The organism is Streptomyces sp. ADI95-17 (assembly GCF_003846175.1).
Classification (GTDB): Bacteria; Actinomycetota; Actinomycetes; order Streptomycetales; family Streptomycetaceae; genus Streptomyces; species Streptomyces sanglieri.
Genome location: NZ_ML123044.1, coordinates 1,352,396 through 1,367,323 on the forward strand (window position 1 = coordinate 1,352,396; position 14,928 = coordinate 1,367,323).

Sequence of the window (14,928 nt, forward strand, 5' to 3'; positions counted from 1 at the left end):
GGCGGGCCCGGGGCCCGCCGCTCCCGCCCCCGCTCCCGCCCGGCCGGTCAGTCCGCCGCCGCGTCCTGCGGGTACCAGCGCAGTTCGACGGTGTTGCCGTCCGGGTCACGTACGTACACCGACTGCGCCTCGCCCCGGGCACCGGAGCGGGAGACCGGGCCCTCCAGCACGGTGAAGGTGCCCGCGTCGATGACCTCCTGCCAGTCCAGCGGCTCGACGACCAGGCAGATGTGGTCGACGTTCGACTCGTGGCGCGGCCGGCCCAGCAGGTCGATGATCATGCTCGGGCTGACCCGCACCGACGGGAACGGGAACTTCCCCGCCCGCCACTCCTCCACTTTGATCGGCTCCAGTCCGAGCGGACCGCAGTAGAAATCCAGGGAGCGTTCGACGTCCCGCACATTGAGCACCAGGTGGTCGAAGTCCTTCACTTTCACTCTCGCTTGCACTGCACAGCCTTTCAGTCGGTCGGGGCGGTCCGGTCGGTCGCCGGTGGCCAGGGGACACCGGCCAGCAGCGGCAGGATCTGTTCCTCCTCGTGGTCGAGGTGTGCGTTCAGCTCCGTGGACATCCTGTCCAGCTCGACGCGGAAGCGCTCGGGGTCGGTGCTGCCCATGTCCGCCAGCAGGGCCACCAGCTCGCCCTGGATGCGGGCGACCGTGCGGTGTTCCTCGGCGAGCCGGGCGAAGGTGTCCGTCAGGTGCGGGTGGTACCGGGCGATGCCGGGGAACAGATGGTCGTCCTCGCTGGTGTGGTGGAACTCCAGCGACTGGCAGAACGCCAGGCAGCGCTGCCTGATCTGGAGCCCGAGGCCCGGAGGGGGCGGGGCGCCGGGGCCCCGGTGGGCGGCCCTCGCGGCGAAGTGGGCGTCCACCTCCGCCTTCACCTGGCGCAACTGGCCCCGCAGCCAGGTGTGGACCTCCATCACCTTGTCCGCGAGGGTGCTGACGTCGCGGGGCGGCTCCCAGCCCTCCGGCTCGGCGCGCTCCAGCACCACGACCGGGAGGAGCCGGGAGGTACGGGCCTGGTAGTCGGCGTAACCGGGTGCCGCCTCCACGGCGTGCGCGAACAGTGCCTCGCGCCGCGCCCCCTGAGCGGGGACCGCGAGGGCCTGGAACGTACGGGTGCCGAGCTCCACCCGGACCACGGGGTGGGCGAGCAGGTTGTGGTACCAGGCGGGGTGGTGCGGGGCGCCGAGGCTGGATCCGATGACCAGCAGCGCGTCGCCGTGGCGTACGTAGCCGAGCGGTGTCGTGGTCTCCTTCCCCGACCTCGCGCCGGTGGTGGTCAGCAGGAGGAGGTCGCCGCCCTCGAAGGGGCCGCCGACCTTCCCGCCGTTGGCGCGGAACTCCTCGATGACGGATTCATTGAAAGGTGTGGGCATGCGTCTGTGTCTCCGTGGGAACGGGTGAGCGCGATGCGCGGGCCCATGACGGTGCACGGTGCCGGGGCATGCGGAGTGGAGGAGTGCGACTGGTGGTCGCGGCTGCGTCAGATGCAGGGCGCGGAGTGTGAACTCATGACGGGCCCCTCGGTGAAGGGTGTTCGCCCGAGCACCGGCCGGCCCACTGCTCTTTGGCCGGCGTCACGCGACACCGGGTTCATTACACGCACCCCGGCGGGCGCCTGTCAACGCGCGTCCGTCCGCACTGCGGACGCTAGGACCGGCCGACGATCGGGGGGTGGGAAAAGGAGCGGGGCTGGGTGCGTGCAGCTGCAAGGCGGAGGATTGAGGCATGGCGGAGCCATGGTGATTGACGACAACGCGGCAGATGCGCGCACCCAGCCCCGCGACGCCGCCCCCGATTGCCGGCCGGTCCTAGTCTGGTGCCATGCCCATCCCACCCGCATATGCCCTCGTCGCCACCGACCTGGACGGCACCCTGCTGCGCCGCGACGACACCGTGAGCCCCCGCACCCGCGCCGCGCTCGCCCTGGCCGCCCGCGCCGGGGCCCTGCATCTCGTGGTCACCGGGCGGCCCGTCCCCGGGATACGCGGGCTGCTCGCCGGACTGGGCTACCGGGGGCCGGCGGTGTGCGGGCAGGGGACCCAGTTGTACGACGCCGGGTCCGGGCGGCTGGTGCGGGCGCTCACCCTGGACCGGGAGGCGGCCGACACCGCGCTCGGCAAGATCGAGGCCCAGGTGGGGCCGGTCTTCGCGGCCGTGGACCAGGACGGGGCCGAGGGCCGGACCCTGATCGAGCCGGGCTATGCGATGCCCCATCCGACGCTGCCCGCCCAACGGACCCGGTACCGGCACGAGTTGTGGGCCGAGCCCGTCGTCAAGGTGCTCGTCCGGCACCCGGAGCTGACCGACGACGCGCTGGCCGAGGCGGCCCGCGGGGCCGTCGGCGATCTCGCCACCGTCACGCTCTCCGGCCCCGGCACGGTCGAACTCCAGCCGTACGGCGTCGACAAGGGGACCGGTCTCGCACTGGCCGCCGAGTACCTCGGGGTGGCCGCGGACTCCGCGATCGCCTTCGGGGACATGCCCAACGACCTGCCGATGTTCCGCGCCGCCGGGTACGGCGTGGCCATGGCCAACGCCCACCCGGAGCTACGGGCGGCGGCGGACGAGGTGACGACGTCGAACGAGGACGACGGGGTCGCGGCGGTGCTTGAGCGGGTGTTCGGGGCCGGACCGGGCCGCTCCGTACGGCGGCAGGCCGTTCAGAGCGACATCAGGCAGTAGAGCCGGTGCGGCTCGGGGCGGGCCCGCGCCTCCTCGGCCAGGTCCGCCAGGCGCGCGAGGAAGCCGGCCAGGTCGCCGGGCGGGCAGTCGCCGCCGAACTCCTCGATGCGCGACCAGGTTTCGGCCACCTCGGCGAACCCGCCGGGTATCTCGGCCACGAGCGCGTCGCGCAGCTCGTCGGTGAGCGTGACCAGCCAGCGGGATTCGTCGTCGGGCGAGCTGAGCAGCCGGTTGAAGCGCGGGAGCGAGGTGACGTCGTCGTACGGCGTGCCGGTGAGCATGCTCTCGGCCTGGCCCAACTGCACGTACGGGTCGATCCCCTTGACCGGGAGCAGCGGGAGGCCGGCCTCCTCGACGCCCTGGGCGAAGGCCGCCAGGGCCGCGGGGTCGTCCGGTGCGCTGAAGTAGTCGTACAGGTTTCCCATGTACCGCATGCTCGCACGCCCCTCTGACAGCCGCTCCGGCCTCACGGCTCCGGCGGCACTCCGATCGCCCGCAGCACATGCGTGACCAGGGCCGCGATCTCCTCCTCGTCCTGGATCGGCTTGCGCAGGACATGGCGGTAGTACATCGGGCCGTACAGCATCTCCACGGCCAGCGGAAGATTCGCGTCCGGCGGGATCTGCCCCTGCTCCTGGGCCCGGCGCAGGCGGGCGACCGCCTCGTCGCAGCGGGGGTCGACCAGCTTGGCCCGGACGGCTTGTGCGAGTGCGTCGTCGTGGTGCATCTCGGAGAGGATCCCGGCGTACGCGGGGCCGAACGGCGGCGTGGAGATGAGCTTCACCGCGCCGCTCAGATTGGCCCGCAGATCGGCGGCGATGTCACCGGTGTCGGCGAACGGCGTCGTGCCGACCAGCGCGTCGGTGAACGCTTCGAGGATCACCGCGCCCTTCGACGGCCACCAGCGGTAGATCGTCTTCTTGCTGACGCCCGCTCTGGCCGCGATGGCCTCGATGGTGACGCGGCCGTACCCCTTCTCCGTGCACAGTGCGAGAGCGGCCTCCAGGGTCGCTCTCCGTGATCTCTCGCTGCGGCGCAGTGAACTCGGCGATGTGATCATTCGGTGAGCATAGGCGTGTTCGAACCGGCCCTTGTTGACAGCCTGTCGCCAGAGGTCGAACAATACCCAGGCGGAAACGGAACGTGCCGTGTCGTGTCGTTCCGTCAATTCGCACCGTTCCGTGCCGTTCGTGCCGCGACGAGCCGATCGGGGGACGGCTCGCCCGGCCGACGGCGCGGGCGGGCGTTGCACCCCGTGCACCGGGGCTTCCCCGCTTCAGTCGGTGATGTCCTTCGTGGTGAACCGGGCCCAGGCCGCCGAGCCGAACACCGCCGCGTACAGGCCCTGAAGCCCCAGGTTCTTCACCACTTCGTCCCAGTAGACGGGGGCGCGCAGCAGGTCCGCGTACGACATCCAGTAGTGCGGGAAGAGATACGGGTGCATCGCGCTCAACTGCGGGATGCCGTCCACGATCTGTACGGTGATCAGCAGCCCGACGGTCGCCGCCATGGCCGCGATGCCGCTGCCGGTGAGGGTCGAGACGAACAGGCCGATCGCCGCGAACCCGGTCAGCGACGCCGCGACGACCACCGCGATCAGCCCGGCCCGCAGCAGCCCCTCGCCGAAGCCGATCCGCGTTCCGGAGATGGTGGTGACCTCACCGGCCGGGAAGAGCAGCAGACCCACGACGAGCGCGGACAGCGCCACGACCAGGGTCGCCACCAGACAGAACAGCAGCACCGAGGCGTACTTCGTCAGCAGCAGCCTGGTCCGTCCGGCCGGGGCGACCAGCAGATAGCGCAGGGTGCCCGCGTTCGCCTCGCCGGCGACGGAATCGCCCGCGACGACACCGACGGCCATCGGCAGGAAGACCGGGAGCGTCACCGCGAGGGCGGCGAAGACCAGGAAGAGTCCGTTGTTGGTGACCTGGGAGAGGAACGCCGGGCCTCCCCCGCCGCCGCCCGGTCCGGGCGAGGAGCCGTCGCCCGTCTCGATCCGCACCGCGATGCCGATGAGTACGGGCACGGCGGCCAGCACGCCGAGCAGCGCGAGGGTGCGCCAGCGGCGCAGCATGGTGGTCAGTTCGGAGCGGAGGATCCCGAAGGTCCACAGCGGGCTCGTCGCCCTTCCCGCCCCGGCGACTGCGGCTTCAGCCTGCGACATCGAAACCCTCTCCGGTGAGTGCGACAAAGGCGTCCTCCAGCGAGGCACGTTCGACGCCGAAGGACCTCAGGCGTACGCCGGCGTGCACCAGCGCCGCGCTGAGGTCGGCGAGTTCGACGTCGCCGGGCGGGGCCTCGGCGCTCACCCGGTCGCCGTCGGCCGTGATTCCGGTGACGCCCAGTTCCTTGAGGACCCGGGCGGCGTCGCCGGGGTCGGGGGTGGTGACGGCCAGCCGGCCGCGGGCGCCCGCCGCCAGTTCCGCGACCGGGCCCTGGACGATCAGCCGGCCCCCGGCCATCACCGCGGCGTGCGTGCAGACCTGCTCGATCTCGTCGAGGAGGTGCGAGGAGAGGAAGACGGTGGTGCCGTCCGCCGCCAGTTCCCTGACCAGGGTGCGGATCTCCCGCATGCCCTGCGGGTCCAGGCCGTTGGTCGGTTCGTCGAGTACGAGCAGCCGGCGCGGCTGGAGCAGGGCGGCGGCGAGACCGAGGCGCTGCTTCATGCCCAGCGAGTACGCCCTGGCCTTCTTGCCGGCCGCCGCGGCCAGCCCGACCCGGTCCAGCGCCTGCCCCACCCGGGCCCGGCGGGTGCGCGGATCGGCGGTCGGGTCGGCGGAGTCGTACCGCAGCAGATTGTCCCGGCCGCTCAGGAACCCGTACAGCGCGGGGCCCTCGATCAGCGCGCCGACCTGCGGGAGCACGGTGCGGGCGGCGGCCGGCACGGGGTGGCCCAGGAGTCGGGCGGTGCCGGACGTCGGATCGATCAGGCCCATCAGCATCCGGATGGTGGTGGTCTTGCCCGAGCCGTTGGGGCCGAGGAAGCCGAAGATGCTGCCGCCGGGGACGCTGAGGTCGAGGCCGTCGACGGCGAGCTGGCCGCCGCGGTACCGCTTGGTGAGGCCCCGTGTCTCGATCACGGCCCCGGGCTCGGGTTCGGTGACCGCCCGCGGCCCGGTCACGGTCCCGGACTCTGTCATGCGTACTCCCCATGGGTCGGACAGGGCCCGTCCGGCGGACCGGGGCCGGGCCCGTCGGCGGACCGCCCCGCCGTACGGAGCGTACGGCGGGGCGGCTCGGCGGTGCGGGAAAGCGCGGCGCGCCCCGGTGTCAGGAGGCGCTGTTCGCCGCCTTGACCAGCGCGTCCTTCGTTACCGCGCCGACGTACACCTTGCCGTCGTCCGTCATCAGAGCATTGACCACACGGGTCTTGAAGACCGTGCCCGAGCCGAACTTTCCGGTGACCTTGTCGCCCAGTGCGTCCAGGAACTGCTGGGCCTCGGCCGGGACGTCACCCGACGCCTTCGACGGGATTCCGGTGCCGCCCGGGGTGGTGATCTCGGCGATCGTGCTCCAGCCCTCGCCGATGATCTTCGTGTTCCCGGCGCCCTTCCCGCCGGCGCCCAGCTGCGCGGCGTCGGCGCCCGGGATCAGGTCGCCGAGGCCCTTGCCGGCCTTGTGCTCCGCCTTCGCGTCGTCGGCCTCGGTCACCTCGGTGCCCTTGGGCGGGGTGAACGTGAACGAGGAGGCGTCCGGCTTCGAGAAGTCGACCTTGGTGAACCCGGCGTCGACGATGGCCTTGCCGCCGCTGCTCGGGAGCATCGTGAACTTCAGCGGCACACCGTTCGCCGCGTCGACCGCGATCGTGACCGAACCGATCGTGGAGCCGCTCTGCTTCGGCTTGACGACCAGCTTGTACGCGTCGCGTCCGGCGACCTGCGCGGTGCCGTCGACCGTCACCGACGTGGTGGGGCCGGCGGCCTTCAGCACCTGCTCGGCGAGTGCCTTCGGGGTGGTGGGCACGCCCTCGGGAACGGGGTGCCCGGACTTCTTCCCGGCGTCCCGGCCCGCGTCCCGGCCGGCGTCCTTGCCCGCCCGGTCCTCGGTGGCGTGGTACGCCTGGTCGGACTTGCTGTCGTACGCCCAGACCTGGTCGCCGTTGTGGATCAGGCTGTACTCGGACGTGTCGTCGAGGATCGAGACGCGCTGCTTGTCGGGGCCGTCGGCGGCCACCCGGAGGGTGTGGGTGCCGGACGCCAGCTCCGTCATCCGCTCCTGCGGGTCGGCGCTGGAGCCGCCCTTGCCGCCCGCGCCGCCCGGGGCGAAGGATTCGGCCAGGCCGCCGAGCGACGGGATGCCGAGGTCCGTGCTGATCTTCACCATGCCGGAGAGCTGCTCGGTGTCCGAGGCGGCGATCTTCTCGATGAGTTTCTGTGCGCTGATCTTCGGCAGATCGGGGTCGCCGCTGCTCGCGAGCGCCGGGACGAGCCCGATCGTCGCGGCCGCCACACCCGCCACCGCGACCGGGACGATGTAGCGCGCCGCCTTGCGGCGGCCGGCGGCGGGGCCCCTGGTCCCGCCGTTGGTCCCGCCGTTGGTCTCTGCGCTGTCGTTCGGTGCCATCTGTGCCCTACCTCCGTGGTCGGCGGCTTCCGTCCGGTTGCACTCGTCCACTCCGTGCCGCCATTCTCACCCGGTTTGGTCAGGAGTGGTTGTTCTCCATCTGACCAAACCGGTGGCTCGGAAGCGTCAGCCCCCGGGAGCAACTCCGCGTACCTCTTCGGTATGACACCGCGGGACGGGCCCTACCCCGTTCGTCAGGGGTGGCCACTACGGGGCTCAGCCCGCGCGGTGCACCACCGCATCGCACAGCTCGCGCAGCGCGGACTTGGCGTAGCCCTCGGGCAGCGGTGTCAGCGTGGCGCGCGCCTCCTCCGCGTAGCGGACGGTGTCCCGCCTGGCCTGCTCCAGCGCCGGGTGGGCGCGCAGCCTGCGCAGCGCCTCGGCGTGCCGGGCGTCGTCGCTGAGGTCGCCGTCGAGCAGTTCGACGAGCTCCAGGTCGTCCGGCTTCCCGTCGGCCAGCGCCTGCGCCCGCAGGTGGAGCACGGGGAGTGTCGGGATGCCCTCGCGCAGGTCGGTGCCCGGGGTCTTGCCGGACTCGTGGGAGTCGGAGGCGATGTCGAGCACGTCGTCGGCAAGCTGGAAGGCGACGCCGAGCCGCTCCCCGTACTGGGTGAGGATGTCGACCGCGGACTCGTCGGCGCCGGCCATCATCGCGCCGAAGCGGCAGGCCACCGCGACCAGCGAGCCGGTCTTGCCGCGCAGCACCTCCAGGTAGTGCTCGACCGGGTCGACGCCCTCGCCCGGTCCTGCGGTCTCCAGGATCTGGCCGGTGACCAGGCGCTCGAACGCCTCCGCCTGGATGCGTACGGCCTCCGGGCCGAGGTCGGCCAGTATGCGCGAGGCACGGGAGAAGACGAAGTCACCGGTCAGCACGGCCACCGAGTTGCCCCAGCGCGCGTTGGCGCTGGGCACGCTGCGGCGCACGTCCGCCTCGTCCATCACGTCGTCGTGGTAGAGCGTCGCGAGATGCGTCAGCTCGACGACGACGGCCGCGGGCACGACGCCCGGCGCGTCCCGGTCGCCGAACTGGGCGGCCAGCATCGCCAACAGCGGCCGGAATCGCTTGCCCCCGGCGCGTACGAGATGCTGCGCGGCCTCCGTGATGAAGGGCACGCTGCTCTTGGTCGCATCGAGCAGCCCGGACTCGACAGCAGCCAACCCGGCCTGGACATCGGCCTCAAATGCCTGGTCCCGCGCGCTCAGCCCGAATGGCTCGACGACGGTCACGAGGGGATCTCCTGTCTGCTGACGATCACACGGAATGTCGATGTGTCGCTGTCATCACTCAAGTCAGCGTATCCGGTCCCCTTTGGATCACCGTGGGCGCCTTCCCGCCACCGCCGGTATGTTCGGGATCAGCTCATACGATCAGGAGTTATCCCTTTGTCCCACACGGCCACCGACACCGAACCGAGTCAGCCGCCACCCGAAGACGACCATGCCTTTTTCGGTCAGCCACGAGGGCTGATGACCCTGTCCGGCCTGGAGGTCTGGGAACGGTTCTCGTTCCTCGGCATGCAGGCGATCCTGGTCCTCTACTTCGCCGACACCGTCGCCCGCGGCGGCATGGGCATGGAGCCGGGTACCGCGGCCTCCGTCTCCGCCGCCTACGGCACCCTGGTCTACCTGGTCTCCGTCGCCGGCGGCTGGCTGGCCGACCGGATCCTCGGCTCCTACCGCGCCGTCCTGTACGGCGGAATCCTCATCGCCTGCGGGCATTACGCCATGGCGGTGCCCACCGACACCATGACGTGGGTCGGCCTCGGTCTGATCAGCGCCGGAACCGGTCTGCTCAAGCCCAATGTGGCGACCATGGTCGGCAAGCTCTACCGCACCGACGACGAGCGCCGCGACGCCGGCTTCGCCCTCTATTACATGGGCATCAACATCGGGGCGTTCCTCGGCCCGCTGGTCACCGGCTGGCTCGGGGACCACGCGAGCTGGCACTGGGGCTTCTCGGCCGCCGCCTTCGGCATGACGCTCGGTCTGATCCAGTACGTACTGGGCCGGCGTCACCTGGCCGGGCGAAAGCACAGCGCCGAATTCGCCCTGGCACCTGCACCCATGCGCCGCGCCATTCGGCTGATCGCCGTCGGCGCCGTCGTGGTCGCCGCCCTCGCCACCGCGCTCGCCCTGGCGGGCTGGCTCACCATGGACCGCTTCGTCGACCTGCTCACCCTGATCTCGGTGATCGCACCGGTCGTCTACTTCGCGGTGATGTTCCGCAGCCCACAGGTGACCGCGGAGGAGCGCGGCAGGCTGCGCCCCTACGTGGTGCTGTTCCTGGCCTCCGTCGTCTTCAACTTCATCCTCTTCCAGGCGTACTCGACGATGATGCTGCTCGCGTCGACCAACGCCCGTACCGAGATCTTCGGTTTCCATTTCCCGGCGAGCTGGTACGCCTCCGCGCTCGGCGCCTTCGAGGTCGCGCTCGCCCCGGTGGTCGCCACCGTCTGGGCCCGGATGGGGCCGCGCCAGCCGCACGCCTCCAACAAGATCGCGATCGGGGTGATCCTCGGCGGGCTGTCCTTCCTGCTGATGGTGCTGCCGACCTCCGGGCACTCCGGCGACACCTACAAGATGGCCGCCTGGTGGATCGTCGGCTCGTACCTGCTGCTCGGTCTCGGCGACATCCTGCTGGAGACCTCCGGCATGTCCGCGACCACCAAGCTCGCCCCGAAGGCGTTCGCCAGCCAGACGATGGCGCTCTGGTTCCTCTCGCTGGCCCTCGCCAACGGCATCCAGGCCCAAGTCGTGAAGCTGTACGGCGAGGTCTCCAACCCCGCCTACTTCGGTGTCAATGGCGCGATCGCGGTGGTGGCCGGTGTGGCCGTCATCGCCGCCGCACCCTGGCTCAAGCGCACCATGCACCCCGTCCACTGAGGTACCCCCATGCACATCCGCACCGCATTCCCGTACGAAACCACCCATGAGGACGTCCGCATCCCGCTGCCGGACGGCACCCGGCTGTACGCCCGGATCTGGCGGCCCGTCACCGACGAGCCGGTGCCCGCGCTCCTCGAATACCTGCCCTACCGGCTGAGCGACTGGACGGCGCCGCGGGACTGGCAGCGCCACCCCTGGTACGCGGGCCACGGCTATGCCTCCGTCCGGGTGGACGTGCGCGGACACGGCAACAGCGAGGGCCTTCCGGGTGACGAGTACGACGCGACGGAGCTGGCCGACGGTGTCGCCGTCATCCACTGGCTGGCCCAGCAGCCCTGGTGTTCCGGCCGGGTCGGCATGTTCGGCATCTCGTGGGGCGGCTTCAACTCGCTCCAGATCGCCGCGCTGGCCCCGGAGCCGTTGAAGGCGATCGTCACCGTCTGCTCGACCGACGACCGCTACGACAACGACGTCCACTACAAGGGCGGCTCGGTGCTCGGCGTCGACATGCACGCCTGGGCGGCCACCATGCTCGCCTTCGTCTCCCGGCCGCCGGACCCGGCGCAGGTCGGCGACGGCTGGAAGGACATGTGGCTGGAGCGGCTGGAGACCGTGGACCCCTTCATCCACACCTGGCTGGCGCACCAGACCCGCGACGACTACTGGAAGCACGGCAGCGTCTGCGAGGACTACTCCGCGATCCGGGCGAACGTCCTCGCGGTGGGCGGCTGGCACGACCCGTACCGCGACACCGTCCTGCGGCTGGTCGAGCACCTGGGCCCCGGAAAGGTGCGCGGGCTGATCGGGCCCTGGTCGCACCAGTACCCGGACCGCGGGCTGCCGCCGGGGCCGTCGATCGGCTTCCTCCAGGAGACGCTGCGCTGGTGGGACCAGCACCTGAAGGACAAGGACACCGGGGTCATGGCCGAGCCGCTGCTGCGGGCCTGGATCAGCAAGTCGCACCGTCCCGCGACGGTGTACGAGACGCTGCCGGGCCGCTGGGTCGGCGAGAACAGCTGGCCCTCCCCGAACGTCGCGCCGGTCGCGTACGCCCTCGGCGGCGGCCCGCAGATCGTCGACTCGCCGCAGCAGACCGGGCTGGACGCCGGGCGGTTCTTCCCGTTCGGCAACGACGCCGACCTGCCGCCCGACCAGCGCGACGAGGACGCCAAGTCGGTCTGCTTCGAGTTCCCGGTCGAGGACGCCCCGATCGAGATCCTGGGCCGCCCCCGGGTGAAGCTGCGGATCCGGATGGACGTACCGCGCGGCCAGGCGATCGCCCGGCTCTGCGACGTCGCACCGGACGGCTCATCCACCCTGGTCACCCGGGGCGCGCTCAACCTGTCGGCCCGGGGCGGCCGCGACCGCGCGGAGGACTGGCCGGTGGGCGCCACCGAGGCCGTGACCTTCGAGCTGAACGGCATCGGGCACACCTTCCCGCCCGGCCACCGGATCAGGCTCGCGATCTCCTCCTCGTACTGGCCGTGGATCTGGCCGCAGGCCGGTTCGGTGGGCTTCACCCTGGACGCCGACGGCAGCCTCGTCGAACTGCCGGTGCGCCGGCCCGTCGAGGACCCGGCGATCCGGTTCGAGGAGCCGGAGCAGTCGGAGCCGCTCGGCGTCGTGTACCCGGTGACGCTCGACGAACAGCGCCCGGAGCGGCTGGTGGTCCGCGATGTCGCCAAGGGCGAATGGCGGCTGGAGGTCGACCCGCGCTACGGCGGCACCCGCGTCTACCCGGACGGCCTTGAGTTCACCGAGGACGCCCTGGAGACGTACACGATCCAGGAGAACGACCCGCTCTCCGCACGCACCCGCTCCGACTGGGCGATCCGGCTGCACCGGCCGGAGATGGCGTGGGACGTACGGGTGGAGACCCGCTCGGAGATCGGTGCGGACGACACCGACTTCATCACCTCCAACGAGGTGGTCTGCAAGGAGGGCGGCGAGGTCGTCTTCCACCGCACCTGGGAGAAGCGGATCCCGCGCACGGCGGGCTGACAGCGCCCGCCGCCGCCCACCGCCGTGCCCCGGACACCGGGGCACGGCGGAACTTTCCGGGCATCACGGGCAGTTGGGGCTCTCCCGCGAGCAGGCGGCGCCGACGTAACGTGTCCCCCAAGCGACCTGGAAAGCGAGGCAGCAACACATGCCCGAGCAGAGCAGCCCGCTCGATCTGGCCGAGGGCGACCCCTTCGGTCCGCACAACCTTCCCTACGGAGTGTTCTCCACCCCCGATCACCCCGAGGACCGCCGGGTCGGCGTCCGCATCGGCGACCACGTACTGGACGCCGGAGCCGCGGCGCACGCGCTCGGTTCGCCCTACGCGCAGCTCCTCGCGCAGCCGGACCTCACCGCGCTGCTGTCGGCCGGCCGGACCGCCTGGCGGGACGTCCGGCGGGCGCTGACCGCGTGGGTGACGGTCCCGGCCCACCGCGCGGACGTCGAGCCCCTGCTGCACCCCGTCGATGCCGTGACGCTCCATCTTCCGTACGCGGTCGCGGACTACGTCGACTTCTACGCGAGCGAGAACCACGCCACCAACGTCGGGCAGATCTTCCGGCCGAACGCCGAGGCGCTGACGCCCAACTGGAAGCACCTCCCGATCGGTTACCACGGCCGGTCCGGCACCGTCGTGGTCTCGGGCACGGGCGTGGTGCGCCCGTCCGGCCAGCGCAAGGCACCGGCCGACGCGGCCCCCGTCTTCGGCCCCTCCGTGAAGCTGGACATCGAGGCCGAGGTCGGCTTCGTCGTCGGCGTGGGCTCCGAGCAGGGCCGCCCGGTCCCGCTCACCGACTTCCGCGACCACGTCTTCGGGCTCTGCCTGCTCAACGACTGGTCGGCGCGGGACATCCAGGCCTGGGAGTACGTGCCGCTCGGCCCGTTCCTCGGCAAGTCCTTCGCCACCTCCGTATCGGCCTGGGTGACGCCGCTGGAGGCCCTGGAGTCGGCCCGCATCGCGCCCCCGGCCCGCGACTTCCCGCTGCTCCCCTATCTGGAGGACGCCGACGAGGACGAGGACGGCGGCCTCGACCTGCGGATCTCCGTCGCGATCAACGGGCAGGTGGTCGCCGAGCCGCCGTTCGCCACCATGTACTGGACGGCGGCCCAGATGCTGGCCCAGATGACGGTGAACGGCGCTTCGCTGCGCACCGGCGATCTGTTCGGCTCCGGCACGGTCAGCGGCGCCGAGCCCGGACAGCGCGGCTCCCTCCTGGAGCTGACCTGGAACGGCCGTGACCCGCTGGACCTCCCGGACGGCAAGCGCACCTTCCTGGAGGACGGCGACACGGTGACGATGACCGCCTGGGCGCCGGGGCCGGACGGCACCCGGGTCGGCCTCGGCGAGGTCACCGGGCAGATCGTGCCCGCGTCATGACCCCGCCCGCCCTCGAACTCACGCTCCCCGAGGAACTGCTGCTGCTCGCGCTGGACCCGCTGCGCGGCAAGCCGTACTGCGCCGGCCGTTCCCTGGAGTACGGGACGGCGGGCGCGGTCCTGTGGGAGCTGGAGTTCCAGGGCCGGGTCACCGGTCAGGGCGGCCGGATACGGGTGCTGAACCCGCTCGCTCCCCCGGACCCGCTGCTCGCCCACGTCCTGGAGAGCCTGTCGGCCCCGGGCACGGGCGGGCCCGCGGGCGACACCGACACCCGGCGGTGGGTCCGGCAGACCGGCCGGTACGTCCAGGAACTGTGCCTGGAACACCTGGTGCGCCGCTCGGTCCTGCGCAGGGAGACCCACCGCTTCCTCGGCCTGCTGCCGTACCACCGGCACCCGGCGGCGGACCCGGCCCTGTCGCTCGCCGTCCGCGACCGCTTCACGGCCGCCGAGGCCGCCGGCTTCCCGGACCCGCGCGGCCGGACCCTGGCCGCCCTGGTCTCGGCGGTCGGCCTGTCGGGCGCGGTCGCCCGGGGCGGCCTGCGGCAGCGTTGGGCGATGTACAACCTGGTGACCGAGGAGTGGACCGCGGAAGCGGTGCACCGGAACGTCCGCCAGGACCGGGCCAACCGCAACCGCAGGATGAGATACAGCAGCGGCGGCGGGAGCTCCGGGGGCGACTGAGGGGGGCGGGTCAGCTTCGCACGGGCGTTCACACGTTCGGGGGAGCCCTCTCCCGTTCCCGGCGGATACGCTGGAAAGTCCCACGAGACTCTGCGTCATGGGAGCACTGATGAGCGTCGAACCCGAGGCCCCCGAGCCGCGGTGGGCGGTTCCGCCCGTGGGCGGCTGGACCGCCGATGACCTGGACACACTCCCGAATCTGCCTCCGCACACGGAGCTGATCGACGGGAGCCTTGTTTTCGTGAGTCCGCAGACCCTCTTCCACCTGCGAACGGTCGATTTCTTCAATTGGCAGCTGCAGTCGCTGGTGCCGCACGAATTCGAAGTCGTGCGCGAGTTCACCATCGACATCGACCGCTACAACCGGCCCGAGCCCGATGTGATCGTCGTGGACGGCGAGATCATCCAGGACCCGAACCAGACCCGCTTCCCCGCCGAGTCCGTACAGCTGGCCATCGAGGTCGTCTCCCCGGAATCCCTGACCCGGGACCGGGAGACCAAGCCCGTGAAGTACGCGCGGGCGAAGATCCCGCACTACTGGCGGGTGGAGAACCACGACGGCCGGGCGGTGGTCTACGTCTTCGAGCTGGAGCCGTCGACCGGGGCCTACACCTCCACCGGCATCTTCCACGACCGGATGAAGGTCTCCGTCCCCTTCCCCGTCGATCTCGACCTCACCGCGATCACCGCTCGCCGCCGGGCGGCGGACCCGGCCCCGGAGTAG

Annotated in this window: 14 protein-coding genes; 6 read left to right on the forward strand and 8 right to left on the reverse strand. The window is 71.5% G+C overall.

Annotated elements, in window-relative coordinates:
* Nucleotides 1-47 precede the first annotated feature (47 nt).
* Together EES42_RS06035 and EES42_RS06040 are read right to left on the reverse strand one after the other, a co-directional pair.
* The gene (locus EES42_RS06035) at nucleotides 48-437 is read right to left on the reverse strand and encodes a VOC family protein (protein ID WP_124716996.1); all 390 of its coding nucleotides are present in this window, start codon (nucleotides 435-437) and stop codon (nucleotides 48-50) included.
* Nucleotides 438-460: 23 nt separating this feature from the next.
* Nucleotides 461-1,384: a nitroreductase/quinone reductase family protein gene (locus EES42_RS06040; RefSeq protein WP_124716997.1), complete on the reverse strand. Its 924-nt coding sequence runs from the start codon at nucleotides 1,382-1,384 to the stop codon at nucleotides 461-463.
* A 448-nt stretch (nucleotides 1,385-1,832) separates the two neighbouring features.
* Here EES42_RS06040 and EES42_RS06045 point away from each other — a divergent pair, with 448 nt between their 5' ends.
* Entirely contained in the window at nucleotides 1,833-2,693 is an 861-nt protein-coding gene (locus EES42_RS06045; protein WP_124716998.1) for an HAD family hydrolase, read from the forward strand.
* Here EES42_RS06045 and EES42_RS06050 read toward each other — a convergent pair.
* The 6 genes from EES42_RS06050 to EES42_RS06075 all read right to left on the reverse strand — a co-directional run bounded on the left by EES42_RS06050 (nucleotide 2,672) and on the right by EES42_RS06075 (nucleotide 8,483).
* Nucleotides 2,672-3,118, reverse strand: a complete 447-nt coding sequence (locus tag EES42_RS06050; protein WP_124716999.1) for a hypothetical protein — start codon at nucleotides 3,116-3,118, stop codon at nucleotides 2,672-2,674. The genes EES42_RS06045 and EES42_RS06050 overlap by 22 nt on opposite strands.
* Before the next feature lie 41 nt (nucleotides 3,119-3,159).
* Nucleotides 3,160-3,753, reverse strand: a complete 594-nt coding sequence (locus EES42_RS06055; RefSeq protein WP_124717000.1) for a TetR/AcrR family transcriptional regulator — start codon at nucleotides 3,751-3,753, stop codon at nucleotides 3,160-3,162.
* Between the two features lie 216 nt (nucleotides 3,754-3,969).
* Nucleotides 3,970-4,857 (reverse strand): ABC transporter permease, encoded by an 888-nt coding sequence (locus EES42_RS06060; RefSeq protein WP_124717001.1) that lies wholly within the window; start codon nucleotides 4,855-4,857, stop codon nucleotides 3,970-3,972.
* Nucleotides 4,844-5,833 carry an ABC transporter ATP-binding protein gene (locus EES42_RS06065; protein ID WP_124717002.1) on the reverse strand — a complete coding sequence of 330 codons (990 nt, stop codon included), beginning with the start codon at nucleotides 5,831-5,833 and terminating at the stop codon, nucleotides 4,844-4,846. Before EES42_RS06065 ends, EES42_RS06060 begins: the two co-directional genes overlap by 14 nt.
* Before the next feature lie 130 nt (nucleotides 5,834-5,963).
* Nucleotides 5,964-7,256 (reverse strand): LolA family protein, encoded by a 1,293-nt coding sequence (locus EES42_RS06070; protein ID WP_124717003.1) that lies wholly within the window; start codon nucleotides 7,254-7,256, stop codon nucleotides 5,964-5,966.
* 216 nt (nucleotides 7,257-7,472) lie between these two features.
* Nucleotides 7,473-8,483, reverse strand: a complete 1,011-nt coding sequence (locus EES42_RS06075; protein ID WP_124717004.1) for a polyprenyl synthetase family protein — start codon at nucleotides 8,481-8,483, stop codon at nucleotides 7,473-7,475.
* Nucleotides 8,484-8,639: 156 nt separating this feature from the next.
* Between EES42_RS06075 and EES42_RS06080 the strand changes: the two genes are divergently transcribed.
* From EES42_RS06080 to EES42_RS06100, 5 genes are all read left to right on the forward strand, one after another.
* Nucleotides 8,640-10,139, forward strand: a complete 1,500-nt coding sequence (locus EES42_RS06080) for a peptide MFS transporter (RefSeq protein WP_124717005.1) — start codon at nucleotides 8,640-8,642, stop codon at nucleotides 10,137-10,139.
* 9 nt (nucleotides 10,140-10,148) lie between these two features.
* Complete coding sequence (locus EES42_RS06085) at nucleotides 10,149-12,143, forward strand: CocE/NonD family hydrolase (RefSeq protein WP_124717006.1); 1,995 nt, start codon at nucleotides 10,149-10,151, stop codon at nucleotides 12,141-12,143.
* Between the two features lie 148 nt (nucleotides 12,144-12,291).
* A complete protein-coding gene (gene fahA / locus EES42_RS06090; RefSeq protein WP_124717007.1) occupies nucleotides 12,292-13,521 on the forward strand; it encodes a fumarylacetoacetase in 1,230 nt (409 codons plus the stop codon).
* Nucleotides 13,518-14,204, forward strand: coding sequence for a GOLPH3/VPS74 family protein (locus EES42_RS06095; RefSeq protein WP_124717008.1), 687 nt, complete (start codon nucleotides 13,518-13,520; stop codon nucleotides 14,202-14,204). The genes fahA and EES42_RS06095 overlap by 4 nt, the downstream gene beginning before the upstream one ends.
* Before the next feature lie 109 nt (nucleotides 14,205-14,313).
* Nucleotides 14,314-14,928, forward strand: a complete 615-nt coding sequence (locus EES42_RS06100) for a Uma2 family endonuclease (RefSeq protein WP_124717433.1) — start codon at nucleotides 14,314-14,316, stop codon at nucleotides 14,926-14,928.

Bases quoted from the DNA above. Each gene is read 5' to 3' on its own strand.
- EES42_RS06040 (WP_124716997.1), bottom strand. From the start codon at position 1,384: ATGCCCACACCTTTCAATGAATCCGTCATCGAGGAGTTCCGCGCCAAC.
- EES42_RS06045 (WP_124716998.1), top strand. From the start codon at position 1,833: ATGCCCATCCCACCCGCATATGCCCTCGTCGCCACCGACCTGGACGGC.
- EES42_RS06050 (WP_124716999.1), bottom strand. From the start codon at position 3,118: ATGGGAAACCTGTACGACTACTTCAGCGCACCGGACGACCCCGCGGCC.
- EES42_RS06055 (WP_124717000.1), bottom strand. From the start codon at position 3,753: ATGATCACATCGCCGAGTTCACTGCGCCGCAGCGAGAGATCACGGAGA.
- EES42_RS06060 (WP_124717001.1), bottom strand. From the start codon at position 4,857: ATGTCGCAGGCTGAAGCCGCAGTCGCCGGGGCGGGAAGGGCGACGAGC.
- EES42_RS06065 (WP_124717002.1), bottom strand. From the start codon at position 5,833: ATGACAGAGTCCGGGACCGTGACCGGGCCGCGGGCGGTCACCGAACCC.
- EES42_RS06070 (WP_124717003.1), bottom strand. From the start codon at position 7,256: ATGGCACCGAACGACAGCGCAGAGACCAACGGCGGGACCAACGGCGGG.
- EES42_RS06085 (WP_124717006.1), top strand. From the start codon at position 10,149: ATGCACATCCGCACCGCATTCCCGTACGAAACCACCCATGAGGACGTC.
- fahA (WP_124717007.1), top strand. From the start codon at position 12,292: ATGCCCGAGCAGAGCAGCCCGCTCGATCTGGCCGAGGGCGACCCCTTC.
- EES42_RS06095 (WP_124717008.1), top strand. From the start codon at position 13,518: ATGACCCCGCCCGCCCTCGAACTCACGCTCCCCGAGGAACTGCTGCTG.
- EES42_RS06100 (WP_124717433.1), top strand. From the start codon at position 14,314: ATGAGCGTCGAACCCGAGGCCCCCGAGCCGCGGTGGGCGGTTCCGCCC.